We start from the raw sequence: 24,942 nt of genomic DNA, 5'->3' as shown, positions 1-24,942 counted from the left end.
TTGTCCTATAATTTCAATTTCTATTATACAACACCGCTGAACCGTTGTCAAGCTTGTTCGTCAAGAGTTAATGTATAAGCAGGAATAAATTCATCAAGAAAAACATTTGCTTCAGGAATATTCATTGCGACAATAGATTCAAGTGTAGATTTTTCTGCTGATGCAAAATCAGTATTTCCCATTTGTCTTTCTTCAAGGCACTTTATAAGTGCAGAAAGCTTATCAGCCGCTTTAACAAGAGTCCATGCTTCTTCTTCCTGTGGAGTTTTACAGAAAAGCGGCTCAAAGTCATCTTTCAGATCATCAGGAAGATAAGACACCAGAGTATTTTTGGCTTTCTGCTCGATCTCATCATATGCGCCCTTTATCTCATGGCTATAATATTTTATAGGCGTAGGCAAGTCTCCTGTGATTATTTCAGTGACATCATGATACATAGCAAGTAACGCACATCTCTCAGGAGAAACATTACCGCCAAATCGCTTATTTCTGATAAGAGCAAGCACATGTGCAATAAAAGCAACTTCAAGGGAATGCTCGCTAATATTCTCATTGATCGTGTTTCGCATAAGCGCCCAACGATTTATATATTTCATACGGGATATCACTGCAAAAAATTTACTTTCTGACATATCAACACTCCTAAACTATACACAAAAATCGGGACGATGCTTTTCATCGTCCCGAAAAATTTTCTGAACTTATCTTACAATTGTAAGAAGAACACCAGCAGCAACGGCTGAACCGATAACGCCGGCAACATTAGGACCCATAGCGTGCATCAACAGATAGTTTGTAGGAACTTCCTGCTGACCAACCTTCTGAGAGATACGAGCTGCCATTGGAACGGCAGATACACCTGCTGAACCGATAAGAGGATTGATCTTGTGACCCGAAAGAACATACATAAGCTTACCAAGAAGAACACCGCAGGCTGTACCAAGTGAGAATGCTACAACGCCAAGTGCCATAACTTCTGCAAACTGAATGTTCATGATCTTATCAGCCTGAGTCGTTGCACCAACTGTTACACCAAGGAAGATCGTGATGATGTTCATAAGCTCGTTCTGAGCAGTCTTAACAAGTCTGTCGCAGACGCCGCTCTCTTTAAGAAGGTTACCAAACATGAGCATACCAACCAGTGGAGCTGCTGAAGGAACCATGAGAGAGATAACGATAGTTACAAGGATAGGGAAAATAAGCTTTTCTACCTTAGAAACAGGTCTTAGCTGACCCATTACTACTGAACGCTCTTTCTTTGTTGTAAGAGCCTTCATGATAGGCGGCTGGATAATAGGAACAAGAGCCATGTATGTATAGGCTGCAAGTGCAATAGTACCAACGCCGATATTACTGTTTGAGGTAAGAAGTCTTGAAGATACATAGATAGATGTAGGACCGTCTGCACCGCCGATAATAGCGATAGAACCACATTCAGCAGCGCTCATGCCGAAGAGAGCTGCACCGATGAATGTGAAGAAGATACCGCCCTGTGCGGCAGCACCCATAAGGAAGCTCTTTGGACTTGCGATCAGCGGACCAAAGTCTGTCATAGCACCGATTCCAAGGAATATGAGCGGTGGATAGATCTGAAGCTTAACGCCCATGTAAAGAATATCCAACAGACCACCCTTTTGAAGTATCTGACCGTAATCTATATAGTGGTCATTGCCTGCAACTGTCTTATAGTTCCAGAAGTCTGGATGATACATCTCAGCGTATGGCAGGTTTGTAAGCAGCATACCGAATGAGATAGGCAAAAGCAGAAGCGGCTCAAATCCCTTTGCAATAGCCAGATACATAAATACGAATGAAATAAGTATCATTATGATATTTTTCCAGCCACCGTCTACGAGGAAACCCGCAAAACCCGACTGTGACGCCAAAGACGCCATGGTATCGAGAAATGAATTAATTATTGACATCTATTATCACGTTCCTTTCACGTCAACTGCACTAAAATGGTCTTGTATTATCGATTATACCAGCTGTAGACCATGCAGGTCTCTGTGGTTTGGCAGTTTTAACGCTCTTGAGAACGAGCTTCTTGCCCTCTGCACTGCTCATAGCCGAAATTGCAGCCATGATAACAGCAACTGTTTCTTCTTCAATGCCGTCTTCTACAACAGGAGCAGCAGCCTTTATTGGCTCCGGCTTAGCAACAGCCTTTGCAGCTTCAGCAGCTTTTTTTGCCTCTTCAGCCTTTCTTGCAGCTCTGCCGTTGATAACGTCAAATATTTTGCCGTATATCGACACAAGCAGAATAAGCAGAACAAGTCCGATAAATACCACAACTATACCCGTGATAACGACAGAGGCAACAGTTCCAGCACCAAGATCTTTTTGGTCAGGACTGATCGTGCTCTTTGCCGCAACCATCTGAGCTGCAGTGTTAAGAAAATTGATCATAAAAATTCTCCTTACTGTAAGTATAATAAAACTTAATATTATTATACACCAAAGCCACACAAATAGCAAGACTTTTTCCCACATTTTTTTCACAAAATTATCTCCAAGTCAACACCTATTTTTGTTATGATTTCTGATAAAAGTGCATAAATACGCAAAAAAACTTATATATTTGGCACACTTGCAAATATCATGTTAAGATGTTATAATATCTTTACATAATAATGTTACGGAGATGATATTTTGTCTGAGAAATTTTTGAATTGGCTTGAGGAATTTACCCCACATCTTATAGCGGCTGCTGTTATTTTTCTGTTAGGAATACTTCTTGACAAGCTTGTTTTGAAGGTCATGCACAAAGGTTTGAGCATGCGTCGAACAGACGTGACTATACATAAATTTCTCACATCTGTGGTACACACTGTATTGCTTATTATAATAATAGTAATGGCACTTTCTGCACTTCAAGTACCTATGTCCTCCATAGTCGCAACTATCGGTGCGGCAGGTCTTGCTATCGGTCTTGCTCTTCAAAACAGTCTTTCAAACGTTGCAGGAGGCTTTATCATACTTTTTTCAAAGCCTTTTAAATGCGGTGATTATGTAAAAATTGGCGACTCAGAGGGAACTGTTGACGCTATCTCTATACTTTACACCACCCTAAAGACCCTAGAGAATAAGATGATATTTATACCAAACGGAGTTGTTTCACAATCGACTATTACGAATATAACTGCTGACGACAAACGTCGCCTTGAACTGAAATTCTCTATCAGCTACAATGACGACCACAACAAGGCAATGGCTATTCTTAGAGAAATGCTCGATGATGAGCCAAGGGTAATAAACGAGCCTGACAAACCTCTTGTGGCTGTCTGCGAGCATGGCGCAAGCGCAATTATTCTCATCATGCGTGTATGGATACCGACCGATGCTTACTGGGAGATACGATACAAATTTCTCAAAGAGGCAAAGGAACGCTTTGACGCAAACGGCATTTCCATACCATTCGACCAACTTGACGTACATATATCAAAATAACAAAAGTCCGCAGACGAGCATCTGCGGACTTTTTACCTCATATCTTCCCTGTTCTTATATAAAAATCTGTTCACATCAATACTGTCTGCAATTGGTAGCTTGGTTTTGTCACAGTATGTTTTTTCAAGACTTTCAAGCTTCTCTGCTATTCTAAGCTGACCGTCAAGCGCACTTTTTATACACTCCGCAAAAGGACTTCCGCATAGATCACTGTAAGTCTGACAAAACTCCTTTGAATACGCCTTGACAAAAAATCTTGCTTCTTTTATAATATTTCCGTCAGTTACCATTGTTATCCTCCAGACTTGTGAGCAACCCTGAACGCTGATTTTTCAAAGCCGCTGTAAGCTTTTGCATATCTTCCTTTAGCTGCGGCTCTTTTATCTCACTCACATAATGCTCAAACCTGTCTATCATGCAGTTTTCAGACACGATAAGTCTTTTTATCGCCGCAAACTGTTCTTCAGTTATCATAAAGACCGCCTCCTGATATTATTATACCGAAGGCGGTCTGTTTTATTCTTTATGCTTTTCATCAAGAAGCGTTGTGGCTATTGCAGCACAAAACACCTTTTTAGCACCCATCTCTTTTAACAGCCTGCTACAGACATTGAGAGTTGCACCTGTTGTGTAAACATCATCAAATAGCAGGACATTTTTGCCTTTTATGTCAACGTGTTTCGCCAGAGAATAATAAATATCCTCCGCATGAGTTTTTCGTTGAGCAGCAGTCAAAGTATGCTGTTCTGCGGTATCCCTTGTCCGTCCAAGCAGATGATGATCTTCTCTCATCCCAAGCTCCATAGCCGTAAAGTGTGCAAGCTTTTGTGCCTGATCGTATCCCCTTTTACGGCGTTTTGATCTGTGCATTGGCACTGATGTGATGATATCCGCCTGCTGTGCGATACCATTTTCTCTGAGTACATTACCCAGAAGCTTCGCAGAATATTCCGCAAAATTAAGCTGTCTGTCGTCTTTAAGCTGATGTATTGCTTTCACGCAGATATCCTCATATCTCATAAGAGTATAAATGCTATCAAAATGTAGTGAATCATGATCCAGGCACTTATCCTTGCCGCACTTTTCGCACAATATTTCTTTATGAAAAGGCAGCTTACATTCACAATTTTTGCACAAAAGCTCGTCCCATTTTATAAAACTTCCACATATAGGGCAACGATTAGGATAAACAAAATCAAGCAGAAATTTATATATCAAGCGTCTGCTGACCACTGTCATCACCCTCTACAAGCTCCATTAGCATATTTTTAAGCGCAGTATACCTCAAAGTGCGTTTATTATTATCTATCATAAAATCAACACGCTTTTTCGAGCCGACTATTATAAGCATTCTTTTAGCTCTTGTCACAGCCGTATAAAGCAGATTTCTGTAATAAAGCTTGTCAAATCCACCGAATACAGTGAGAATGACAACATCAAACTCAGAACCTTGGCTTTTATGCACTGTTATGGCATAGGCAAGCTCCAAATTATCCAGCATTTGCTTGTCATAGACAGCTATTCTGCCCTCAAAATCTATAGTCACAGTTTTAAGTATCTTGTTCACTGCAATTATTATGCCTATATCGCCGTTAAAAATGCCTGCGCCACTTTCGGTCTTGTCCTCGGTTATATACTTTTTCCAAAGAATGTCATAATCATTCTTGGTCTGCATGACCTTGTCACCTTTTCTGAAAGTATAAACAGGGGTCTTGACCTCTGATTTTCCTGCGGCAGGAGGATTAAGCTCCTGCTGTAGACGCTTGTTTAGCTCCACAGTACCCGCAGGACCTTTACGTGTAGGCGAAAGCACCTGAATGTCGTCTATGGGCGAGTAATCGTAGGCTTTTGGCAGCCTTGTTTTGCAAAGCTCCACCACAAGATCCTGAAGTTCTCCGTATTCAAGCCGTTGCATAAAAAAGAAATCCTTATCCTTGCTGGCTAGGTCGATATGCTCGCCGTTTACTATCTTATGGGCGTTCATAACAATCTCAGACTCCTGTGCCTGTCTGAAGATCTCTTTTAGTGTTACAACAGACATTACTCCGCTGTCAATAATATCCTTTAACACATTTCCTGCACCTACTGACGGAAGCTGATCGCTGTCCCCCACCAGAACGAGCTTGCAGGTAACGCTTATGGCTCTCAAAACGGCTTCAAAAAGGCAGGAATCCACCATGGACATCTCGTCGATTATTAAAGCGTCACAATCGAGAAGATTGTTTTCATCATGTATAAACGCAAGTGTGTCACCGCTTGTATGCTTCACTTCAAGAAGCCTATGGATGGTTTTTGCGTCAAATCCCGTAAGGTCAGAAAGCCTTTTGGCGGCTCTGCCTGTTGGTGCACATATCATAACGTTAAGCCCTTGCTGCTGATAAAGAGAAATTATAGCGTTGAGCGTTGTGGTCTTTCCTGTACCCGGTCCTCCCGTCAGCACAAGAAAACCCTTTGACAATGCAAGATTTATGGCTTCACGCTGTATTTTTTCATATTGTATGCCATTATTTTCCTCTTCGAGATCAATTACTTCGGAAAAATCTATCTTATTGTCATAAGAGATCTGCCGCATTATGGCAAGTCGCCTTGCTATGTAGTCCTCTGCTTTGTAAAAATCTGCAAGCATAACAAAACGTCTGCCATGCTTATCGTAATAGTAAAGGTTTTCCTCCTCAGTTTCATCCTCGATTACTTTTTTTATAAGCTTTTCGTCAACATCAAGATAACTCACCGCTGTTTTCACAAGGCTGTCTAAAGGCAGGCAGGTATGACCTTGGTCAGCGTTTTGTCTTAGAATATATGTAATGCCTGCCTTTATCCTGCACTCGCTGTCAGCGGGGATATCAGACTTTGCGGCAACTGCGTCCGCACGGGAAAATGACAGATCAACGCCTTGAATACAAAGCACATAAGGGTTTGATTTTATGATCTGCTCGGCAGTGTTGCCCCAACGCTTCCACGCCTTTATACCATATGAAGTTTCTATCTCGAATTTGTTAAGATATGACATAAGAGACCTTGCGGCAAAAGTGGTTTTGAACTCCTGAGATATTTTTTCCGCTTTTTTCACTGTTATCCCGTCTATCTCCGTGAGCCTGTCGGGCGTATTTTCTATTATGTCAAGGGTATCGTCCCCGAACTTGTTCACAAGCTTTTTTGCAAGTACAGGCCCTATGCCTGATATAGCACCGCTTGCAAGATAACGCTGAATCGCCGCAGAGGTAGTAGGCAAAGAACGCTCAAAGATATGCACCTTGAACTGCTCGCCGAACTTCTGATGTGAAGTGAACTCCCCTGTTACAACGAGATCTTCGCCCTCCTCAACGTCACCCATTTCGCCAACAACTGTGATAAGGTCATTGTCACAGTTAAGCATAAGCACACAGAAGCCTGTGTCCTCACTTTTAAATATTATGCTGTCAACCTCACCCTTGAGGGTCTTTAAATCTTCCATATTATTCTCCGAATGATCTATTTTTCATGGCATTTCAGCTCTCTGCGCTTGATAAAATCTGCAAGTTCAGTTATATCAACACAGTGAACGATGCTATAATCCTGTTCCAAACGCTTTGAAACATAATTTATCTCACTTTTGTCAAGCTGAACGAGGATTATTTCTCTTCCATAATATTCAGGCTGAAAAAACTCCTCCCAATAACAGCTTTTTACCATATGTTCAAGCTCATGTGTATTCTTTTTGCATGGGATAAGCAAATATCCTCCACGCTTGCCAACATTTCGCACCTTATACCATTTTACCCAAAACCAAATAACGACCGCCAGCACAAGAGCCAGAAGAAGTATAAGATTCAACACAAGATCACCTCCACATATTATTAGTACATTTTATGCGGAAAGCAGATTTTGTGTCATATGATTCATTTTACACCTTTTTGACGAAAAAAGCAAGATTTTTATGCAAAACAAAAAAGCTGCCCCGAAGGACAGCTTGAATTATTTACTTTATCTCAACTGAAGCAGCCCAATCCTTGAACTTATCTTCATACTTTGACTTATTTTTCTGCTCGCAGAGAAAATCAAAAATGTAGTAGCCACCGTTGCCCTCTGTTATAGAACTCATGCCGTAATAATGTTTATCTCCTATGCTCTGGGTATAATAAATATATTTTGAATCCTTGCCTGTTATTTTTAAGGTTGTTGAGCCGTTTTCAAGGATAAAATCAAAGATATCCGATGCAGACTCGCCCTTGCCATAGCCGTAAAGTGCAATATCAGAATATGAAAGCTTAACAGCGTTTATGCCCACCTCGTTGTTGGAGAAGCTATCAAGGGCATACAGATTTGTACTGCTAGATTTCTTAATATCCGCAGGAGCAGTCATTGTATATCCTGTACCCTGCAATGTTTTAGTAGCTGTGTTTTTGTAAAAATATCTCACACCAAAAGCCACCAAGAACGCAAGGATAAACACAAGAACTGTCATCAAGGGCTTTGGTATGCCCTTTTTAGCAGATGTAACCGGCGCTATCTTATAAGGCTCATATGCACTGCCGTATGGAGTTTGAGCATTGCCATTCTGCGGAGGCGGATAACTCTGCTGAGCGTAGCCGTTCTGTGGCTGACCATAAGACTGCTGACCCTGAGCATAATTCTGCTGAGGTACTGCATTCACAGGCTGAGCACCTGTGGTGTTGCGCTTGCCAAAGCCAACATTCTCACCAAGGTTTGATGTGTCGATAGAATCCATATAACCGCTTGTTTCAGACTTCACAGCCGACCCACAATTAGGACAAAAAGCGTCAATTTCACTGATCTTTGCCGAACAAATAGGACATTTCATATTCTTTTCTCCCTCATATAATTTATGTTCTTATTCTAACATATGCTGTTTATTATGTCAATAATTTAACAAATCGGGTTTATAAATTTTGTATTAATTGATATGGATAGTGCTTGCCCACTTTTCAAATTTCGGGTCATAGAAATCCTTTTCATCAGCCTTACAGCCAAAAACAAACCAATAATATTTATAACCTGACTTTTTGCATAAAGCATAGTTATAAACTTCGTCGCCCGTTTTTGCACGATAGGTCATTTTAAGCTTGTTACCATCAGCATACACTTCTTTATAGCTGCTTCCAAACTGACTTTTCAAATTGCCCTTCATGTAGGTGACAAACAGTTTCTCAGTAAGAATATCCGTTGTTTCGCCGGCAAGTGAAGAGTAATCAAGGATCATATACTGAAAATCGCTATTAACATCGGCGTACTTTCCGTTGGCTTTTACAGTTCCATCTCTGCTCTGTGCCGCATAATCTATTGTGGTTGCCTTTTCAAGTGACCTTGGCAGTTCAACGCTAAAGTTCTCCTCTCTAATGGTATGGGTTGAAACATTGCGATAGTACCAATATCCAAAACCGATAGCTGCGCCCACAAACAATGCCAGCAAAAGGATAAGCACCTTTTTGCCTATAGACATATTCTTTCCCACTGCCCTCACATTGCTGTTAAAACCTTTGTCAAAGCCATTGTTGAAGCTATTATTGAAACTATTGCCATACCTCGGCTGTGCCGAATTTACCCCTGTCATTTCAATAACTCTTGTGCCACAATTCTGACAGCAAATGCTGTTAGGCAGAATATCGCACCCGCATACCGTACACTTCATACAGATACCCCCTATAAAAATTTATTACTTTTATATTAACATACTTCTTCTTTTTTGTCAACCAAAAAAGCGGACAGCATATAGCCGCCCGCTCTTAAAAACATATTACTTAGCGTTCTTCTTAGCTTCGATATCAGCAAGAGCGTCTTTTCTTGAAAGATTGATCCTGCCCTGATCGTCTATTTCCATTACCTTAACAACGATCTCGTCGCCAACAGAAACAACGTCCTCGACCTTTTCTACTCTTGATTTGTCAAGCTTAGAAATGTGTACCAAACCGTCCTTACCGGGAGCTATCTCAACAAAAGCACCAAAGTTCATGATCTTTACTACCTTACCTCTGTAGATAGCACCTATCTCAGGGTCATTAGCGATAGTATTAATGATATTGATTGCCTGTTCAGCCTTTTCCTTGTCGATACCTGAAACGAATACGCTACCGTCCTCAGAAATGTCGATCTTTACGTCACACTCAGCAGAGATCTTCTGAATTACCTTTCCGCCTGAACCGATAACTTCTCTGATCTTGTCAACTGGTACCTTTGTTGCCAGCATCTTAGGTGCCCACTTGCTTACCTCAGCACGAGGAGCAGGGATAGCCTTGAGCATTATCTCATCAAGTATATACATTCTTGCTTTTCTTGTCTTTTCAAAAGCACTTGCGATTATCTCAGGTGTCAGACCGTCTACCTTGATATCCACCTGAATAGCTGTGATACCGTTCTTTGTACCGCCTACCTTAAAGTCCATATCGCCGTAGAAGTCCTCAAGGCCCTGAATGTCTACCATAGTCATCCAGCTGCCGTCCTCCTTAGTGATAAGACCGCATGAAATACCTGCAACAGGCTCTTTGATAGGAACGCCTGCGTCCATAAGTGCAAGTGTAGAACCACAGATAGAACCCTGTGATGTAGAACCGTTTGAAGAAAGCACCTCAGATACGCATCTGATAGCATATGGGAACTCTTCAACAGAAGGGATAACCGGAACGAGTGCTCTCTCAGCAAGTGCGCCGTGACCTATCTCTCTTCTTCCCGGGCCTCTTGAAGGTCTTGTTTCACCAACAGAATATGAAGGGAAATTGTACTGGTGCATATATCTCTTGGAAGTTTCCTCATCAATACCGTCAAGTTTCTGAGCGTCTGAAACAGGGCCGAGTGTTGCGATAGTCATTACCTGTGTCTGACCTCTTGTGAAGATACCTGAACCGTGTACTCTTGGGAGAACGCCAACTTCAGCAGCAAGTGGTCTTATCTCGTCGATACCTCTGCCGTCAACACGCTTGCCCTCATAGAGCCAGTTTCTAACTATCTTCTTCTGGAGCTTATACATAACTTCGTCAAGAACAGCAGTGTTATCCTCGCACTGCTCGTCGAACTTCTCATGAACAGCGTCGATTATTGGCTGGAGTCTTGCGTCTCTTACATTCTTATCATCTGTATCAAGAGCGACCTTTACCTGCTCGCCTACCATTGCTTCAACAGCGTCGAACAGATCGTGGTCAACTTCCATTGACTCAAACTCAAACTTAGGTTTACCAATCTGAGCCTTGATATCGTTGATGAAAGCTACCATTTTCTTTATCTCTTCATGACCTGTCATGATAGCCTTGAGCATAAGATCGTCAGGAATCTGGTCAGCACCTGCTTCGATCATAACTATCTTTTCAGCAGAGCCTGCAACTGTAAGGTTAAGTCTGTTCTTAGCTCTCTGCTCAAGAGTTGGGTTGAGCACCAGCTCGCCGTCAACGTAACCTACGTTGATAGATGCAACTGGTCCGTTCCATGGGATATCAGAGATAGAAAGTGCGATAGATGTAGCTATCATACCTGTGATCTCAGGTGAGTTGTCAGGGTCAACAGAAAGAACTGTCATAACAACTGAAACGTCATTTCTCATATCCTTTGGGAAAAGAGGTCTGATAGGTCTGTCTACACATCTTGAAGCAAGGATAGCCTTGTCAGAAGCCTTGCCTTCTCTCTTGGTGAAAGAACCTGGTATTCTGCCTACTGCATACATTTTCTCCTCAAAGTCAACTGAAAGTGGGAAAAAGTCAACACCCTCTCTTGGCTTTGCGGAAGCTGTAACGTTAGCCATTACGACCGTTTCACCGTATCTTACCCAGCAAGAGCCGTTAGCAAGTCCGCAGGTCTTACCTGTTTCAACTACTACAGGTCTGCCTGCATATGTCGTTTCAAAAGTTTTGAAATTCTCAAACATTGTCTTTCCTCCATTTTAGAAATTTAGTTTTTTCTGTATGGTGAAAGCATTAGCAATAAACAGGACATACGAGCTTCATACATTCTGTTTAATGCTAAGTTACCTTTCACCAACAGTTCAAATAAACACCAAAAGGCAGTGGCAATAAATGCCTCTGCCTTGATGTCAGTTACATGATTACTTACGGATACCCAGCTTTTCGATAGTAGCTCTATATCTTTCGATATCCTTCTTCTTGAGGTAGTTGAGAAGATTTCTTCTCTTACCGATCATCTTGAACAGACCGCTTCTTGAGTGATTGTCCTTCTTGTGTGTCTTGAGATGTTCTGTAAGGTCGCTGATTCTCTTTGTAAGGATAGCGATCTGTACCTCAGGTGAACCTGTGTCTGTTTCGTGAGTTCTGTTAGCTTCGATAACAGCTGTCTTTTCGTCTTTTCTAAGCATTTTTTTGTACCTCTTTCGTTAAAATATTTCCGATGTAAAAGAATATGGCAGGTAACTTTCCCACTTGCGGGCGTGACCCATATTCTGTTGCATGGATATGTTGCAGTAAGCAACTCATATATTATACATTATTTCAGACAAATTGTAAATAGTCTTAACAGAAATTTTACAACTATTCTATGCCGTGATGAGCCTTGCCTGCTGTGAGTGTGTTTCTCATAAGCATTGCAATGGTCATAGGGCCAACTCCGCCCGGAACAGGTGTGATAAATGAAGCCTTATCCTTGCAGTCCTCAAAATCAACGTCACCGCAAAGCTTGCCGTTTTCATCACGATCCATACCAACGTCGATAACTACTGCGCCCTCCTTGATATAATCAGCGGTTATCATCTTTGGTCTGCCAACAGCCGCAACCAGAATATCTGCTCTCTGGCAAACTTCTTTAAGATCTTTTGTCTTTGAATGGCAGATAGTAACAGTGCCGTTATTATGCAAGAGCAACATAGCCTGTGGCTTACCAACGATATTGCTTCTGCCAACCACTACACACTCCTTGCCTGCAATGTCAGTGCCTGTTGACTTGATAAGCTCCATAACGCCGGCAGGTGTGCATGGAAGAAAGCTGTAATCGCCTATCATTATTTTGCCCACATTTACAGGGTGGAAAGCGTCAACGTCCTTATCAGGTCTGATGTTATTTATTATCACCTTATCGTCAAGGTGCTTTGGCAGTGGGAGCTGAACGAGTATTCCGTCCACTCTGTCGTCATCATTGAGCTTTTTAACAAGGTCGAGAAGCTCTTCTTCTGTTGTTTCCGCAGGGAGAGCATACTTGAATGAATTAAAGCCCACAGTTTCGCAAGCCTTTTCCTTGTTTCTTACATAGACCTGTGAAGCATGGTCATCACCTACGATGACCACTGCAAGACCTATCTCTATGCCCTGCTCTTTAAGCTTCTCTGTTTCAAGTCTTATTTCTTCCTTGACCTTGGCTGATACTGCCTTGCCGTCAATTATCTGTCCCATTTATTCTTCCTCCGTATCCTTTTCATCTGTATCTTTTACTTCGCTGTCCTCGTCGTTATCGTCACCAAGGATAGACTTATACTCTGTCTCGGCTTTGGTGTGTGACTCCTTGTCCTTTTCCTCGGCTTCTTTAAGTTTGTCTTTTTGAGCCTGCTTGCCGAATTTTTCGTCATATTCTTTTTGCAGCTCAATAAAGCTTTCGCCCTTATCCTTAGCCTCTTTTATCTTATGTTTAAGCTCTTTCTTTTCCTGCTGCATATCGTTGTAGCTGTTATACTGCTCAAGCTGTGCCTTTGAAAGCTCAGTGTCAACGAACAGTTTATAGTCGCTGTTTCTCTTTGTGATACCTCTGAACACGATTATAAGTACAAGTGAAGCAAGAACACAAGTGCCTGCAACAAGCTGTGATACTCTTATGTTTCCAAGATAGAGCGAATCTGTTCTCAGACCCTCGATGAAAAATCTTCCCAGACCGTACCAGCCTGTGTACATAAGGAATACTTCGCCGTCAAACTTGCGGTGTTTAAGATAGAAATGCAGGATTATAAATCCAATAAGACACCAAATAGATTCATAGAGAAAGCATGGGTGGATAGGGTCAAGAGCCGACACTTTGCCGCCAAGCTCGTCATAATGGTTTGAGATATATTCCATTGTGGTGTTGCTTATCATGCCCCAAGGAAGCTTTGTATTTGCACCGAAGGCCTCCTGATTGAAGAAGTTGCCCCAGCGTCCGATACACTGACCGATAAGAAAACATGGTGCGACCACATCAAGAAGCGCAGTAAGCTTTAGCTTTCTTACTTTTGCTATAATTCCGCCCACGATTATCGCACCGATAAGTCCGCCGTAGATAGCAAGACCTCCGTCACGAATATCGAAAAACTCTGAGAATTTCATGCCCTCTGTATTAAAGATGATATAATAAAATCTTGCGCCAAAGATAGCTCCAATAAGTCCGCCGATAACGGCATCTGTCGCTCTATCAGGGTCGATGCCTACGGTCTTCATTCTTCTGAAGCCGTATATCATCGCAAGAAGAATACCGATGGTTATTAAAAAACCATACCAATATATCTTGAAATTCGTGCCTGGCACTGTAAAAAGCACTCTGTCGATATCAATACCCTCTTTGAAGATATTGTCACCCTTTCCGAAATTGGGGAAATAAACTCTGTTCGGAAACTCTCTGAGTTTTTCCCTTATTGCGTCATTTGCCGAAGAGTCGGCAAGAAACTGCAATGCTGTCATAAATTTATCATTCCTTTCACTGAGTCTGTGGCTCAAAATACCTACTTATTATCTACCACGGAGATAGACGACTTTTCAGGGTCGAACATTTCCCTTACGGCGTTTTCGCAATCCTCCACAGTCATTTCTGCAAGCACCTGTGCTTCATAGAAAGCGTCAGAGTTTTCAAAATAGCTTTCTGCAAGATAATCTGCTGCTCTTTCAGGATTATTCATTCCTCTTACTATTTCACCGTACATAGAACGCTTTATCATATCAAACTGCGACTTGTCAAAGCCCTCTGTCTTTACACGTTCTATCTCAGCTAGATAACGGCGATAAAGTTCTTCGGGGTCATGGGATTCACCTGATATTATTGGAGAGAATACTCCACCACTTGTGAACACTTCGACACCAAACTGAGAATTGATAAGTCCGTCATCAAAAAGCTGCTTATAAAGTGGCGAAGACGAGCCTATAAGCAGATGAAGTGCAACTGACGCTGTTCCAGCCTTTTTGAAAAGTTCTCTGCCCTCATAAGGCTTGCACTTGAAACCGATATTGAAAAGCGGCAGACCCACAGGAAAGCTCTGAAATATCTTTTTCTGCGCTACATTCTCAGGCTCATCAGGAAGCTTTGTTTCAAGCTCCATATTCTCGCATGGCTTCAACATTTTATCGCATATTTCCATGACCTTATCCTCGTCAACATTTCCTGCAATGGCAAGGACCATGTTGTGAAGATTATAGAAAGTGTAGTAACACTTATAAAGAAGATCAGGGGTTATCTCAGCGATAGTATCAACAGTTCCTGCAATATCTATCTTTATAGGGTGATTTACATACATTGCTCTCAGCAGATTATAAAAGCACTGTCTTTCAGGAGAATCTGCACACATTTTTATCTCCTGACCGATTATTCCCTGCTCCTTAGCCACAGATTGCTCTGTAAAATATGGCTTCTGAACAAAGTCAAGAAGTATTTCAAGAGAATCCTCCCAGTTTTCAGAACAGCTGAAAGTATACGCAGTTTCGTCAAAGGAAGTGAAAGCATTTGCGTTGGCACCAGTTTTTGCATATAAGTCAAAAACATCTGTATCCTCGTTTTCAAAAAGCTTATGCTCCAAAAAGTGAGCGATGCCCTCAGGCACAGTGATGAAATCTTTGCTGTCCTTGGTCTTGAAACAGTTGTAAATTGAGCCGTACTTTGTGGCAAATATGGCTTCTGTAGTTGTGAAGCCCTCCATTTTCCACACAAGCACATCAAGTCCTGACGGGTGATGATACACGCTGTAGCTCTCGCCCAGTCGTTCGCTCTTTACGATCTCCTTATTCATCACAGTCCTCCTCTTCCTCGCCCCTGATCACGAAAACAGTATCAGGCTTAAAAGTCTTTGCACAGCTTATTATGTCCTCACGGGTAAGCTTTGCTATCCGCTCGTTTATCTCCTCCGGAGTAAACGCCGTGTTTCGTGTGTTCTGTGCCGCATACCAGCCCATGATATCATATATGCTGTCATAGTTCGACTTGAAGCCGCCGCAAAGAGATTTCTTTGTGTTTTCAAGCTCCTCATCTGTAAAATCGCCATTACATATGGCTTCGAGCTGTTCTTCGATAGCTTTCTTTGCCTTTTCGATATTGCAGCTTTCAACTCCACTGTCGATAAAAAGCGTGCCCTTTCTGTCGGCATATGCGGAGGAACAATAATAGCAAAGGCTGAGCTTCTCTCTCACATTTGCAAAAAGCTTTGAAAAAGGCGTTGCTCCGAGAAGCATACAGAAAAGCTTTGCGGTGTAGATATCCTCATAATCAGACTTGAATGCCATGACCATTTTGCTTTGGCTTACCTGCATTTTAAGCTCTCTATAAACAGGCTCTGCCTTTGCAGGTGAATTGTGTCTGTAGTCTATTTTCTCCACAGGCGAAACTCTTTCGAGGGCAGCCATTTCATCTCTTATAAGCTTTTCAGCAGCAGCTGTGTTTCCACCGCCTGATATGGTTATCTCTATCTTTGCACTTTCAAGAAGCTTTTTGTGTTGTCTTAATAAATCCTCCTGAGTTATGTTCTCAGCAAGCTCCACAGTTCCAATTGCAGACACAGCCGCAGGCTCGCCCTCAAATATGACCTTTTTTGCCTGCAATAGTGCATAGCCACGCTTGTCATTGACAGTGGCAACAATAGCGTCGATAAGCTCCTGCTTTCTCAAAGTAAAATACTTCTCACAGAACTTTCCGTCAACAAGGTGCGGTCTTAGCAGACAATTGAGAAGCTGTCTTACCACCTGAACGGATATTACTTCGCCGTCTATAGTATAATCGTCACCAATAAAGCTTGCAGACAGTCCCACAGACTGATAATCGCCTATTGTACCGCAGTTCGTACCGATACTAGAGCCGTAAAGTCCTGTGAGTGTAGATGTAAGCTTTGTTCGTGAAGGTATCTCCGCATTTGATGTCACAAGCACTGTTTGAAGCATTGCATTTACGCAGGCTGTTTTTTCGTCCAGCGGTGATATAAATGCTATCTTCACGCAGTTTGACTTGAATTTCTTGTCATATATTCTTGTAAGAGATATCCCTCTGCCGAGTTCTTCCCTACTATAAGATACAGCCATTTGATTACTCCTTCAAGCGTTTTCACGCTAAAATTTTTTCGTGATAACACGATAATAATATAGTATATCACATTCCTGTGCAGATTTCCATACTTTTCACAAGAATTTCATAAATACACTTATTCTATTACCGTATAAATGAAATTTTCCCAGTGAAGCATTGTTCCCTCGTCTGTTTCGTCAGGCAAAAGCGCTCTTGCCATAAGAAGATCTTCGCCTGTGTCCACATTGAGAAGATGTGCATAATCGCCGTCAATTTTTGTTACCTTATATGTTCTTGGCTCCATTTTTATTCTCCTTTTCTGTCCATAAATACCACGTTCTCAGCACCCAGTCTGTTTTCAAGTTCGACAAGCAGTTCAGGACACATTTTCACAGCATGAACAGACTTTATGCCTGTCATTTTGCGAATATCGCTGAAAAATACCGCAAACTTTGAACCAGTCTGTGCTCTGTATTTCTCGGCTATAGTTCTAACAGCCTTTATGCCCTCTGTATCTCTTGAAACAAGCCTTACGCAAATATCCCTTTGAAGCTGTAATGAGCAAAATCTATCGACAGGCTCGAGCATATCCGCAAGTATCTTAGGTTCTTCTTCCTCTTTGCATGATATCTTGCCTTTGACGTGTAGAAGCGCTCTGTCTTTTATAAGGCCTCCCATAGTTTGAAAAACTGACGGAAAAACCACTATCTCTAATGTTCCGAACTTGTCTTCAAGCTCCACAAAACACATCATATCGCCTTTTTTGGTCTTTAGCATTTTTCTGCCCCTGACCATTCCTGCATAGTCTACTTCCGCCCCATCAGCAAAACGTTTATCTGCCATTCCGCCCTCATCTGTACAGGCTTTTATGAGCTGTGCAGAGGTGACGCACCTTGCAGCTGAAATCACACACTCAAAGCGGTCTATAGGGTGGGCGGATATATACATACCAAGAGCTTCATGCTCAAATTCAAGAAGCTGCTGTTCGTCAAACTCGCCGCAGCGTTCTATCTTCTTTTCCATTGGCAAAGCAGCACCCATGCCAAACAAGTCAAGTTGACCCTCGATCACACTTCCGTCTGACCGAGTTACGCTTTTCATTATGTCCTCGCAAGCATTGAGATGTTCACGTCTGGTGTATCCAAAACCGTCAAAAGCTCCACTCTTTATAAGTGCTTCCACTGTTCTCAGGTGGATATCTCTGCCCGAAACTCGTGTACAAAAGTCTTGAAGCGAACGAAACGCTCCACCTGATTTACGCTCAGAAACTATCCTGTCGATAGCCCCCTCACCAAGTGACTTAACCGCAAGAAGTGCAAAGCGTATTCCCTCAGGCTCTGCCACAAAACCGCTTTCGCTCTTATTTATATCCAGCGGCAATATCTTCACACCGTTTTTGCTCACGTCTGCAATATAACCGTAAAGCTTATCGGTGCTGTCAAGAAGCGTGATAGTCATAAGTGCCGCCATGTATTCTTTATAGAAATGACATTTTAAATACGCTGTCTGATATGCGATAGTTGCATAAGCCGCCGCATGGGATTTGTTAAAGGCATAGCTTGCAAAAGAGGTCATTTCGTCAAATATCTCATTAGCCACATTAGCGGGCACACCGTTTGCCACTGCACCACAGCACTGCCCTTTCTCACCGTAGATAAACGCTTTTCGCTCGTTTTCCAAAACAGCCGCTTTCTTTTTAGCCATTGCTCGCCTTACGATATCCGCTCTGCCGTATGAATATCCTGCGAGAGTGCGGAATATCTGCATTACCTGCTCCTGATAAACTATACAGCCGTATGTCACTTCAAGTATGCCTTTGAGCAATGGGTGCTTATACACTATCCTGTCAGGTTCATGGCGGTTTCGGATATATGTTGGGATCGAGTCCATAGGTCCTGGGCGGTAAAGAGAGATAACAGCGATAAGGTCCTCTAATCTTTCAGGGCGAAGCTTCATGACAGTCGCAGTCATTCCTGCACTTTCAAACTGGAAAACGCCCTCCGTTTTGCCCTGTGACAGCATTTCATATACCTTCTTGTCATCAAGAGGTATCTTCTCCAAGTCAAAATCAGGGTGAGTTTCTATCACCTGCTTTCGGCAGTGGTCTATAATGGTAAGGTTGCGGAGTCCGAGAAAATCAATTTTAAGAAGTCCCAATCGTTCAAGCACTGTCATTGTATACTGAGTTGACACCTGACCGTCACGGGCATAGAGCGGCACATAAAAATCCACAGGCTCTTTTGTGATAACAACGCCTGCTGCGTGGGTAGATACATTTCGTGGCATACCCTCCACGCTCATGGCAATATCAAGAAGCTGTCGTATCTTCATATCAGTCTTATAAAGGGAACTAAGCTCAGGTATATTCTCAATGGAATATTTCAGTGGCTGACCTCTTGGTATCTTCTTTGCAAGCATATCTCCTGTCTGATAAGGCAGACCCATTGCTCTTGCCACGTCTCTCACTGCCTGCTTTGCCGCAAGCGTACCAAAGGTCGCAATCTGCGCCACATGGTCAGAGCCGTATTTTCCCACAACGTAATCAATAACACGCTGTCTGCCCTCCATGCAGAAATCTATATCGAAGTCAGGCATGGAAACTCTTTCTGGATTAAGAAAACGTTCAAAAAGCAGATCATATTTTAGCGGGTCTATACCCGTTATGCCTATGCAATAAGCGCAAAGGCTTCCTGCACCTGAGCCACGTCCGCAGCCAACAGGTATACCATGGGTCTTTGCATAGTGAACAAAATCCCATACGATAAGATAATAGTCAGTATATCCCATTCTCGTTATAACGTCAAGCTCATAGTCAACACGTTTCAAAGCCTCTTTTGTTGGCTTTTCATAACGTTTATAAAGCCCTTTCATGCACATATCACGAAGAAACTTTTCGTTATCTGAAACACCGTCTATATGGAAATACGGAAGCTTTGTTTTGCCAAACTCAAAGCTTACATTACATCTGTCAGCTATCTTTACTGTATTCTCCAGCGACTCAGGCTGAGAGGGAAAAAGCTCCGCCATTTCATCAGACGACTTTACATAGAACTCGTCCGTCGGAAATTCAAGCCTGCTTGGGTCGTCTAGTGTCGTGCCTGTTGAGATACACATTAATACACGTTGCGCATTAGCGTCTGAACGTCTGAGATAGTGTGCGTCATTAGTGCAGACCATCGGTATTCCTGTTTCTCGTGAAAGCTTTATAAGCATAGGCAATATTCTCTGCTGGTCTGCAAACTTATGATTTTGAAGCTCTATAAAGTAATTATCCCTGCCAAATATATCACGATATTTAAGAGCAGTCTGCTTTGCAGCCTCATAATCGCCATTGGTAAGCTTTCTGGGTATCTCACCCGCAAGACAAGCCGACAAGCAGATAAGCCCATTATGATATTTTTCAAGCAATTCAACATCTACTCTCGGTTTGCTGTAAAAGCCCTCTGTATATGCCGCCGACACAAGCTTTATAAGATTTTGATAACCCTCGTTGTTTTCGCACAGAAGCACAAGGTGGTAAGGCGAACTGTCTATCTTCGCTAGCTTGTCAAATCGTGTTCTTGGTGCAACATACACCTCACAGCCTATTATAGGCTTTATTCCATGGGCAAGGCACTCGTTGTAAAACTCCACTGCCGCAAACATATTTCCATGGTCTGTGACCGCAACCGCTTTCTGTCCAAGCTCCTTTACACGCAAAACAAGCTCCTTGATACGGCAAGCGCCGTCAAGGAGCGAATATTCACTATGAAGATGTAGATGTACAAACTCAGGCATTTTTATTCCTCTTTCAGTGCAAGACCTTTTTCAACTCTTATCCTGTCAGCTATCTCTGCTATCTTCTGCAATCTGTGGTTTGCCCCCGAACGTGAGATAGGAGGATCTATGGCTGCACCAAGATCTTTAAGATTGAAGTCAGGATTATTATATCTAAGCTCAGCTATCTCCTGCAAATTATCAGGAAGAGAATAAAGCCCCACTGTCTCGTCTATAAGCTCGATATCGCTTATCTGCTTTTCCGCTGCTTTCAGCGACTTCTCTATATTGGCATTATCGCAGTTCACCGCTCGGTTTATCTTGTTGCGCATATCTTTCATCATTTTTACGTTCATAAGTTCAAGCGAACACATAGGCGCACCCATAAGAGTAAGCATATCTATGATATTCTCAGACTCTTTTATGTAAACTATCTGTGCGTTCTTACGTTCAACGTGCTTTGGAGTGATATCGTAATTATCTATAAGCAGCATACCAAAATCATTGCAAAGCTCTATCGTTGGCATAACGAACTCCATATGATATTTTTTCTCAGGATTGTTCACCGAACCGCAGGCAAGAAATATCCCGGCCACGAGCTGTGGGTAAAACTTCTCTTTAGGCAGGTCAGCTTCTTCCAAACGCCTGCTCTTATCCATTCTGAAATAGTCAAGAAGTGTGAGCCTGTCCTCACGCTCAGGAATATCCAAAGCATAAAGCACAACGCCGTTTCGCTTTTTCTGCTCTGTGACTAACACTGCGTTTTCATTACCGGTTATCCTGCCGGTGTTCAACACGAAAAAGTCTGCTACCGCTTTGTTTTCAGTGAGAAAAGATATCTCATCATCTGACAGGCAGTTACAGTACGTGAGCATACCCATCATGCACACGTCAGCCTTTGGCTTTGAATTTATCTTGCTGATTATTTCTTCTTTTGCTCTGTATGAAAAGGATACGTCCTCCAACTTTCAAACCGCCTTACTGATTATTTATATCTCTGTGTGTTATTCTTATCCTGTGACCTTGCTTTCTCAGATGCTCCGCAACTGCTTCTGCAAAGGTAACGCTCCTATGCTTTCCGCCCGTACAGCCGAACGCTATAACAAGCTGTGACTTGCCCTCTTTTTCATAGAGAGGTATAAGATAGTCGATAAGATCTGTTAGCTTGCCTAGAAGCACTTTGGCTTCGTCAAAGCTCAAAACATAATCATAAACGTCCTTGTCAAGACCTGTTTTGTTCTTAAGCTCAGGCACATAAAACGGATTAGGCAAACACCTTACGTCAAATACAAGGTCGCCCTCGCTCATTGCACCGAACTTGAACCCGAACGACTGAACATCAATATGCATAAACTCGTCGTTTCCAAGGAATATGGAATAAAGCCTTTCCTTAAATTGAGCTGTTGAGCTTCTGGACGTGTCTATATAAAAATCAGCCTGTGCTTTTATAGGTCTTAATATCTCACGCTCAGTTTCAATAGCTTTTCTTATGTTTCCATATGACACCTCGTCAAGAGGGTGCTTTCTTCTTGTTTCCTTGTATCTTCTCACAATAACGTCATCTGAGCTGTCAAGGAAAAGTATTTTAAGACTCACGCCCTCGCCCTGAAGCTGCTTTACTGTGTCTTGAAGCTTCAGAAAAAGGTCGCCGCCTCTTATATCAACAACAAACGCTACCTTGTCTATTTTTCCGTCAGACTGACTGCATATGTTTGCAAACTTTGGGATAAGCTCAGGCGGCATATTATCAACGCAGTAATATCCTATATCTTCAAGCACATTCACGGCACTTGATTTTCCCGATCCTGACATACCAGTAATTATCACAAACTGCATAACGTTCATTCCTTTCTTACAAAGCTGAAAAAAATCATCACTTATTGATCCCTATTTAAATTATTCCTTGTAAGGTATTATCTTTACCTCACATTCAAGAAGATAGCCTGTCTGCTCTTTGACAATGTGCTGAACGTGTCTTATCACCGACATAATATCCTCAGTTGTTGCACCGCCCTTGTTCACCACAAAACCGCAGTGCTTTTCAGACACCTGTGCTCCTCCGACTGTGTATCCCCTCAGACCACAATCCTCAATGAGCTTTCCTGCAAACTGTCCCTCAGGTCTTTTAAAAGTCGACCCTGCACTTGGATATTCAAGTGGCTGTTTTGAACGGCGTCTGCCCATAAGCTCCACCATTTTGTCCTGAATATCGTCATACGCTCCTGCCTCAAGTCTGAATACTCCTGAGGTTATGACTTCGCCGTTTTTCTGATAACAGCTGCTGCGATAAGCAAGAGCCATTTTATTTGCCTCTGTGGTATGTACAGTACCGTCTGCCCTCACGGAGTTTGCAGAGGTTATAACGTTTTTGATCTCACCGTCATAAGCTCCTGCGTTCATATATATAGCACCGCCCACAGTTCCCGGTATGCCATAGGCAAACTCAAGTCCTGTGAGGTTATGCTCAAGAGCGAATCTGCACAGCTTTATAAGGCTGCACCCAGCCTCGGCGTATATGGTGTTTTCGTTCATCATTTTTATCTCGTCCACTGACTGACCCATGAGGAACACCACGCCCTCATAGCCCTTATCGTCAAATAAAAGATTCGAGCCGTTTCCAACAACAATATATCTTACGTTCCATTCGTGTGCGGCTCTAACAAGTTTTGCAAGGCTTTCCTCCGAGCTTATATCCACCATTGCGGTACACGCTCCACCGGTGCGGAATGTGGTATGCTTTGAAAGCGGCTCGTTGTAGACAACATTACATTCAAGCTCTGAGGCAAGATCAAGCAGCTTTTGTGTATTCATATATATCTGTAAAACGCCCTTGTGAGGGCTTCTCCTTTCATCGTTTTAAATATCGAGGTTTGGTCTTTTCGCAAGAACATATTCCCTTATCTTTTCCCAATCACTGTTCATGATAAGCTTCTCAGGAAAATCAAGTTCCTCCGCTATCTTTGCCACTTTCGGTGTTTGACCGATAAGCTGACAGAAATGGCAGTCTGAATCAAAGACCACAGGCACTTCATACTTTTTGCAAAGCTTCAAAAGCTCCACTACGTTTCTTCTGGGCGACCTTTTGCACGCAAATGAGCTTTCGTTTATCTCCACAAGCTTGCCGTACTCCTTGAACGCCTTTACGCCCTTTTCATAATCGAACATAAAAGGTGCGGTGGTGCAGTGACCTATAACATCCACCTGAGGGTTCTGTGCGACTTTCAGCCAGCTTTTAGTGTGGTTCTCGGGTGTCGAGGGAGTATAGCAGGCACTGTGCATAGACGCCACCACCCATTCAAGTCCTGAAAGCAGCTTTTCGCTGGTATCAAGCTCTCCGTCATCGCTCACAAGGTTAGCCTCTATACCTCTGAGGATGGTTATCCCGTTTATCTTTCTCGGCAGTATGCCAAGGTTCACAAAGTGCCAGATATGTGGCGAATCAGGCATTTTCATGGCATGGTCTGTCATTGCTATGCCTTTCATTCCGTATTTTTCAGCCCACTGGCAGTTCTCTGTTATGGTGGAGTAAGCATGAGTTGAAGCTATAGTGTGCGTGTGCATATCTCCTTGTAAGTGCATTATGATCTATCTCCTATTTAAAAAAGTATATGCGTGTTTTTAGAAATTATCCCAGTTCTTGACCTTGTCTTTCTTGTCCATTTGCAGACCAAGATTCTGCAAAAGTTCAGCGGCAGCGTTATAACCCATTTTCTTCTGACGGTTGTTCATAGCCGCAACTTCAAGGATAACAGCAAGGTTTCTGCCCGGCTTTATAGGAATTGTAAGGCTCGGTATCTTTATGCCGAGAATTGTAGTATACTCATTGTCTACACCCATTCTGTCGTATATCTTTGTGCTGTCCCATGGCTCAAGCTCTACAATAAGGTCTATCTTCTCGCTTACCTTTACAGCACCCATACCGAACAGACGTCTTGTGTTGATGATACCGATACCTCTCAGTTCGAGGAAGTGACGGATATTATCAGGCGATGAGCCGACAAGCGTTCTGTTTGATGTCTTTCTTATCTCAACGGCGTCGTCAGCCACAAGTCTGTGACCTCTCTTTACAAGCTCGATAGCGGTCTCGCTCTTACCAACACCACTCTCGCCCACAATAAGGATACCCTCGCCGTATACTTCGATAAGAACGCCGTGGCGTGTTATTCTTGGAGCAAGTTCAACGTTCAAATATCCGATAAGTGCGGCGATAAATGCTGTTGTGCTGTCCTGAGTTCTTGCGATAGGTACACCGTATTTCTTAGCTATCTCAACCATTTCAGGGTAAAGCTCATGACCTCTTGCCACGATAAAAAGCGGTATCTTTGTAGCAAAAAGAGCGTCTATCCTCTCATATCTTGTTTTCTCGTCAAGTGAAGCAAGATAAGCAAACTCCATATTTCCGCATATCTGAACACGCTCTGCATTGAAATACTCATAAAATCCCATAAGCTGGAGTCCAGGTCTGTTACAATCATTCTCAGTAACAACAAGGCTGCTGATGTTCTCAGGAGCATAGATTATCTCCATGTTGAGCTGTTTGATTATCTCCTCGACAGTAACGCTGAATATCTCTGCCATTGAATATCA

The 24,942-nt window shown here is 42.6% G+C and carries 24 protein-coding genes; 1 reads left to right on the top strand and 23 read right to left on the bottom strand.

From position 1 onward, the window contains the following. Nucleotides 1–47: 47 nt before the first annotated feature. The 3 genes from yfbR to DW015_RS07550 all read right to left on the bottom strand — a co-directional run bounded on the left by yfbR (nt 48) and on the right by DW015_RS07550 (nt 2,409). Nucleotides 48–632: a 5'-deoxynucleotidase gene (yfbR, locus tag DW015_RS07560; RefSeq protein WP_117905204.1), complete on the bottom strand. Its 585-nt coding sequence runs from the start codon at nt 630–632 to the stop codon at nt 48–50. A gap of 69 nt (nt 633–701) precedes the next feature. Beyond that, entirely contained in the window at nt 702–1,925 is a 1,224-nt protein-coding gene (locus DW015_RS07555; RefSeq protein ID WP_117905203.1) for a sodium ion-translocating decarboxylase subunit beta, read from the bottom strand. 31 nt (nt 1,926–1,956) lie between these two features. Beyond that, nucleotides 1,957–2,409: an OadG family transporter subunit gene (locus DW015_RS07550; protein WP_051706523.1), complete on the bottom strand. Its 453-nt coding sequence runs from the start codon at nt 2,407–2,409 to the stop codon at nt 1,957–1,959. 243 nt (nt 2,410–2,652) lie between these two features. On the opposite strand from DW015_RS07550, the gene DW015_RS07545 reads away from it, so the two are divergent. After that, nucleotides 2,653–3,450, top strand: coding sequence for a mechanosensitive ion channel family protein (locus DW015_RS07545; RefSeq protein ID WP_117905202.1), 798 nt, complete (start codon nt 2,653–2,655; stop codon nt 3,448–3,450). 32 nt (nt 3,451–3,482) lie between these two features. Here the strand turns inward: DW015_RS07545 and DW015_RS07540 are convergent, their stop codons facing one another. From DW015_RS07540 to hprK, 20 genes are all read right to left on the bottom strand, one after another. After that, a complete protein-coding gene (locus DW015_RS07540; RefSeq protein WP_022286750.1) occupies nt 3,483–3,740 on the bottom strand; it encodes a hypothetical protein in 258 nt (85 codons plus the stop codon). Next, complete coding sequence (locus tag DW015_RS07535; protein WP_022286749.1) at nt 3,730–3,924, bottom strand: hypothetical protein; 195 nt, start codon at nt 3,922–3,924, stop codon at nt 3,730–3,732. The genes DW015_RS07540 and DW015_RS07535 overlap by 11 nt, the downstream gene beginning before the upstream one ends. A gap of 42 nt (nt 3,925–3,966) precedes the next feature. Continuing rightward, nucleotides 3,967–4,689, bottom strand: a complete 723-nt coding sequence (locus DW015_RS07530) for a ComF family protein (protein ID WP_117905201.1) — start codon at nt 4,687–4,689, stop codon at nt 3,967–3,969. Then, on the bottom strand, nt 4,658–6,904 hold the full coding sequence (locus DW015_RS07525; RefSeq protein WP_117905200.1) for an ATP-dependent RecD-like DNA helicase: 2,247 nt from the start codon (nt 6,902–6,904) through the stop codon (nt 4,658–4,660). The genes DW015_RS07530 and DW015_RS07525 overlap by 32 nt, the downstream gene beginning before the upstream one ends. Before the next feature lie 17 nt (nt 6,905–6,921). Next, on the bottom strand, nt 6,922–7,266 hold the full coding sequence (locus tag DW015_RS07520) for a hypothetical protein (RefSeq protein WP_117876122.1): 345 nt from the start codon (nt 7,264–7,266) through the stop codon (nt 6,922–6,924). Between the two features lie 142 nt (nt 7,267–7,408). Continuing rightward, nucleotides 7,409–8,251 carry a zinc ribbon domain-containing protein gene (locus DW015_RS07515; protein ID WP_117905199.1) on the bottom strand — a complete coding sequence of 281 codons (843 nt, stop codon included), beginning with the start codon at nt 8,249–8,251 and terminating at the stop codon, nt 7,409–7,411. 93 nt (nt 8,252–8,344) lie between these two features. Beyond that, nucleotides 8,345–9,079: a hypothetical protein gene (locus DW015_RS07510; RefSeq protein WP_117905198.1), complete on the bottom strand. Its 735-nt coding sequence runs from the start codon at nt 9,077–9,079 to the stop codon at nt 8,345–8,347. A gap of 105 nt (nt 9,080–9,184) precedes the next feature. Beyond that, nucleotides 9,185–11,299 (bottom strand): polyribonucleotide nucleotidyltransferase, encoded by a 2,115-nt coding sequence (locus tag DW015_RS07505; RefSeq protein ID WP_022286743.1) that lies wholly within the window; start codon nt 11,297–11,299, stop codon nt 9,185–9,187. A 177-nt stretch (nt 11,300–11,476) separates the two neighbouring features. Next, nucleotides 11,477–11,743, bottom strand: a complete 267-nt coding sequence (gene rpsO / locus DW015_RS07500) for a 30S ribosomal protein S15 (protein WP_022286742.1) — start codon at nt 11,741–11,743, stop codon at nt 11,477–11,479. Nucleotides 11,744–11,915: 172 nt separating this feature from the next. Then, a complete protein-coding gene (gene folD, locus DW015_RS07495; protein WP_117905197.1) occupies nt 11,916–12,770 on the bottom strand; it encodes a bifunctional methylenetetrahydrofolate dehydrogenase/methenyltetrahydrofolate cyclohydrolase FolD in 855 nt (284 codons plus the stop codon). After that, nucleotides 12,771–14,021, bottom strand: a complete 1,251-nt coding sequence (gene lgt / locus DW015_RS07490; RefSeq protein ID WP_117905196.1) for a prolipoprotein diacylglyceryl transferase — start codon at nt 14,019–14,021, stop codon at nt 12,771–12,773. 41 nt (nt 14,022–14,062) lie between these two features. Continuing rightward, nucleotides 14,063–15,337 (bottom strand): pitrilysin family protein, encoded by a 1,275-nt coding sequence (locus DW015_RS07485; protein WP_117905195.1) that lies wholly within the window; start codon nt 15,335–15,337, stop codon nt 14,063–14,065. Continuing rightward, nucleotides 15,330–16,616, bottom strand: a complete 1,287-nt coding sequence (locus DW015_RS07480; RefSeq protein WP_117905194.1) for a pitrilysin family protein — start codon at nt 16,614–16,616, stop codon at nt 15,330–15,332. The genes DW015_RS07485 and DW015_RS07480 overlap by 8 nt, the downstream gene beginning before the upstream one ends. Nucleotides 16,617–16,735: 119 nt before the next feature. Next, entirely contained in the window at nt 16,736–16,903 is a 168-nt protein-coding gene (locus tag DW015_RS13430) for a hypothetical protein (protein ID WP_022286737.1), read from the bottom strand. 2 nt (nt 16,904–16,905) lie between these two features. Continuing rightward, a complete protein-coding gene (locus DW015_RS07475; RefSeq protein WP_117905193.1) occupies nt 16,906–20,376 on the bottom strand; it encodes a DNA polymerase III subunit alpha in 3,471 nt (1,156 codons plus the stop codon). A 2-nt stretch (nt 20,377–20,378) separates the two neighbouring features. Next, nucleotides 20,379–21,320, bottom strand: a complete 942-nt coding sequence (whiA, locus tag DW015_RS07470) for a DNA-binding protein WhiA (RefSeq protein WP_242989164.1) — start codon at nt 21,318–21,320, stop codon at nt 20,379–20,381. Between the two features lie 13 nt (nt 21,321–21,333). Continuing rightward, the gene (rapZ, locus tag DW015_RS07465) at nt 21,334–22,191 is read right to left on the bottom strand and encodes an RNase adapter RapZ (protein WP_117905192.1); all 858 of its coding nucleotides are present in this window, start codon (nt 22,189–22,191) and stop codon (nt 21,334–21,336) included. Between the two features lie 60 nt (nt 22,192–22,251). Further along, nucleotides 22,252–23,166 carry a UDP-N-acetylmuramate dehydrogenase gene (murB, locus tag DW015_RS07460; protein WP_117891725.1) on the bottom strand — a complete coding sequence of 305 codons (915 nt, stop codon included), beginning with the start codon at nt 23,164–23,166 and terminating at the stop codon, nt 22,252–22,254. A 45-nt stretch (nt 23,167–23,211) separates the two neighbouring features. Beyond that, nucleotides 23,212–23,934 carry a phosphatase gene (locus tag DW015_RS07455; protein ID WP_117905191.1) on the bottom strand — a complete coding sequence of 241 codons (723 nt, stop codon included), beginning with the start codon at nt 23,932–23,934 and terminating at the stop codon, nt 23,212–23,214. A 39-nt stretch (nt 23,935–23,973) separates the two neighbouring features. After that, nucleotides 23,974–24,933, bottom strand: a complete 960-nt coding sequence (gene hprK / locus DW015_RS07450; protein ID WP_022286731.1) for an HPr(Ser) kinase/phosphatase — start codon at nt 24,931–24,933, stop codon at nt 23,974–23,976. Nucleotides 24,934–24,942 lie beyond the last annotated feature (9 nt).

It is taken from the genome of Ruminococcus sp. AF37-20 (assembly GCF_003460465.1).
Lineage (GTDB): Bacteria > Bacillota > Clostridia > Oscillospirales > Ruminococcaceae > Hominimerdicola > Hominimerdicola aceti.
This window is presented reverse-complemented; position numbering and strand designations above follow the sequence as displayed.

What these genes read in the sequence shown, in the direction of transcription:
- rpsO (WP_022286742.1), bottom strand. Translation starts at nt 11,743, where the DNA reads ATGCTTAGAAAAGACGAAAAGACAGCTGTTATCGAAGCTAACAGAACT.
- DW015_RS07475 (WP_117905193.1), bottom strand. Translation starts at nt 20,376, where the DNA reads ATGCCTGAGTTTGTACATCTACATCTTCATAGTGAATATTCGCTCCTT.
- DW015_RS07530 (WP_117905201.1), bottom strand. Translation starts at nt 4,689, where the DNA reads ATGACAGTGGTCAGCAGACGCTTGATATATAAATTTCTGCTTGATTTT.
- DW015_RS07550 (WP_051706523.1), bottom strand. Translation starts at nt 2,409, where the DNA reads ATGATCAATTTTCTTAACACTGCAGCTCAGATGGTTGCGGCAAAGAGC.
- hprK (WP_022286731.1), bottom strand. Translation starts at nt 24,933, where the DNA reads ATGGCAGAGATATTCAGCGTTACTGTCGAGGAGATAATCAAACAGCTC.
- lgt (WP_117905196.1), bottom strand. Translation starts at nt 14,021, where the DNA reads ATGACAGCATTGCAGTTTCTTGCCGACTCTTCGGCAAATGACGCAATA.
- DW015_RS07455 (WP_117905191.1), bottom strand. Translation starts at nt 23,934, where the DNA reads ATGCACTTACAAGGAGATATGCACACGCACACTATAGCTTCAACTCAT.
- DW015_RS07555 (WP_117905203.1), bottom strand. Translation starts at nt 1,925, where the DNA reads ATGTCAATAATTAATTCATTTCTCGATACCATGGCGTCTTTGGCGTCA.
- folD (WP_117905197.1), bottom strand. Translation starts at nt 12,770, where the DNA reads ATGGGACAGATAATTGACGGCAAGGCAGTATCAGCCAAGGTCAAGGAA.
- DW015_RS07515 (WP_117905199.1), bottom strand. Translation starts at nt 8,251, where the DNA reads ATGAAATGTCCTATTTGTTCGGCAAAGATCAGTGAAATTGACGCTTTT.
- DW015_RS13430 (WP_022286737.1), bottom strand. Translation starts at nt 16,903, where the DNA reads ATGGAGCCAAGAACATATAAGGTAACAAAAATTGACGGCGATTATGCA.
- murB (WP_117891725.1), bottom strand. Translation starts at nt 23,166, where the DNA reads ATGAATACACAAAAGCTGCTTGATCTTGCCTCAGAGCTTGAATGTAAT.
- yfbR (WP_117905204.1), bottom strand. Translation starts at nt 632, where the DNA reads ATGTCAGAAAGTAAATTTTTTGCAGTGATATCCCGTATGAAATATATA.
- DW015_RS07525 (WP_117905200.1), bottom strand. Translation starts at nt 6,904, where the DNA reads ATGGAAGATTTAAAGACCCTCAAGGGTGAGGTTGACAGCATAATATTT.
- DW015_RS07540 (WP_022286750.1), bottom strand. Translation starts at nt 3,740, where the DNA reads ATGGTAACTGACGGAAATATTATAAAAGAAGCAAGATTTTTTGTCAAG.
- DW015_RS07485 (WP_117905195.1), bottom strand. Translation starts at nt 15,337, where the DNA reads ATGAATAAGGAGATCGTAAAGAGCGAACGACTGGGCGAGAGCTACAGC.
- DW015_RS07505 (WP_022286743.1), bottom strand. Translation starts at nt 11,299, where the DNA reads ATGTTTGAGAATTTCAAAACTTTTGAAACGACATATGCAGGCAGACCT.
- rapZ (WP_117905192.1), bottom strand. Translation starts at nt 22,191, where the DNA reads ATGCAGTTTGTGATAATTACTGGTATGTCAGGATCGGGAAAATCAAGT.
- DW015_RS07480 (WP_117905194.1), bottom strand. Translation starts at nt 16,616, where the DNA reads ATGGCTGTATCTTATAGTAGGGAAGAACTCGGCAGAGGGATATCTCTT.
- DW015_RS07535 (WP_022286749.1), bottom strand. Translation starts at nt 3,924, where the DNA reads ATGATAACTGAAGAACAGTTTGCGGCGATAAAAAGACTTATCGTGTCT.
- DW015_RS07510 (WP_117905198.1), bottom strand. Translation starts at nt 9,079, where the DNA reads ATGAAGTGTACGGTATGCGGGTGCGATATTCTGCCTAACAGCATTTGC.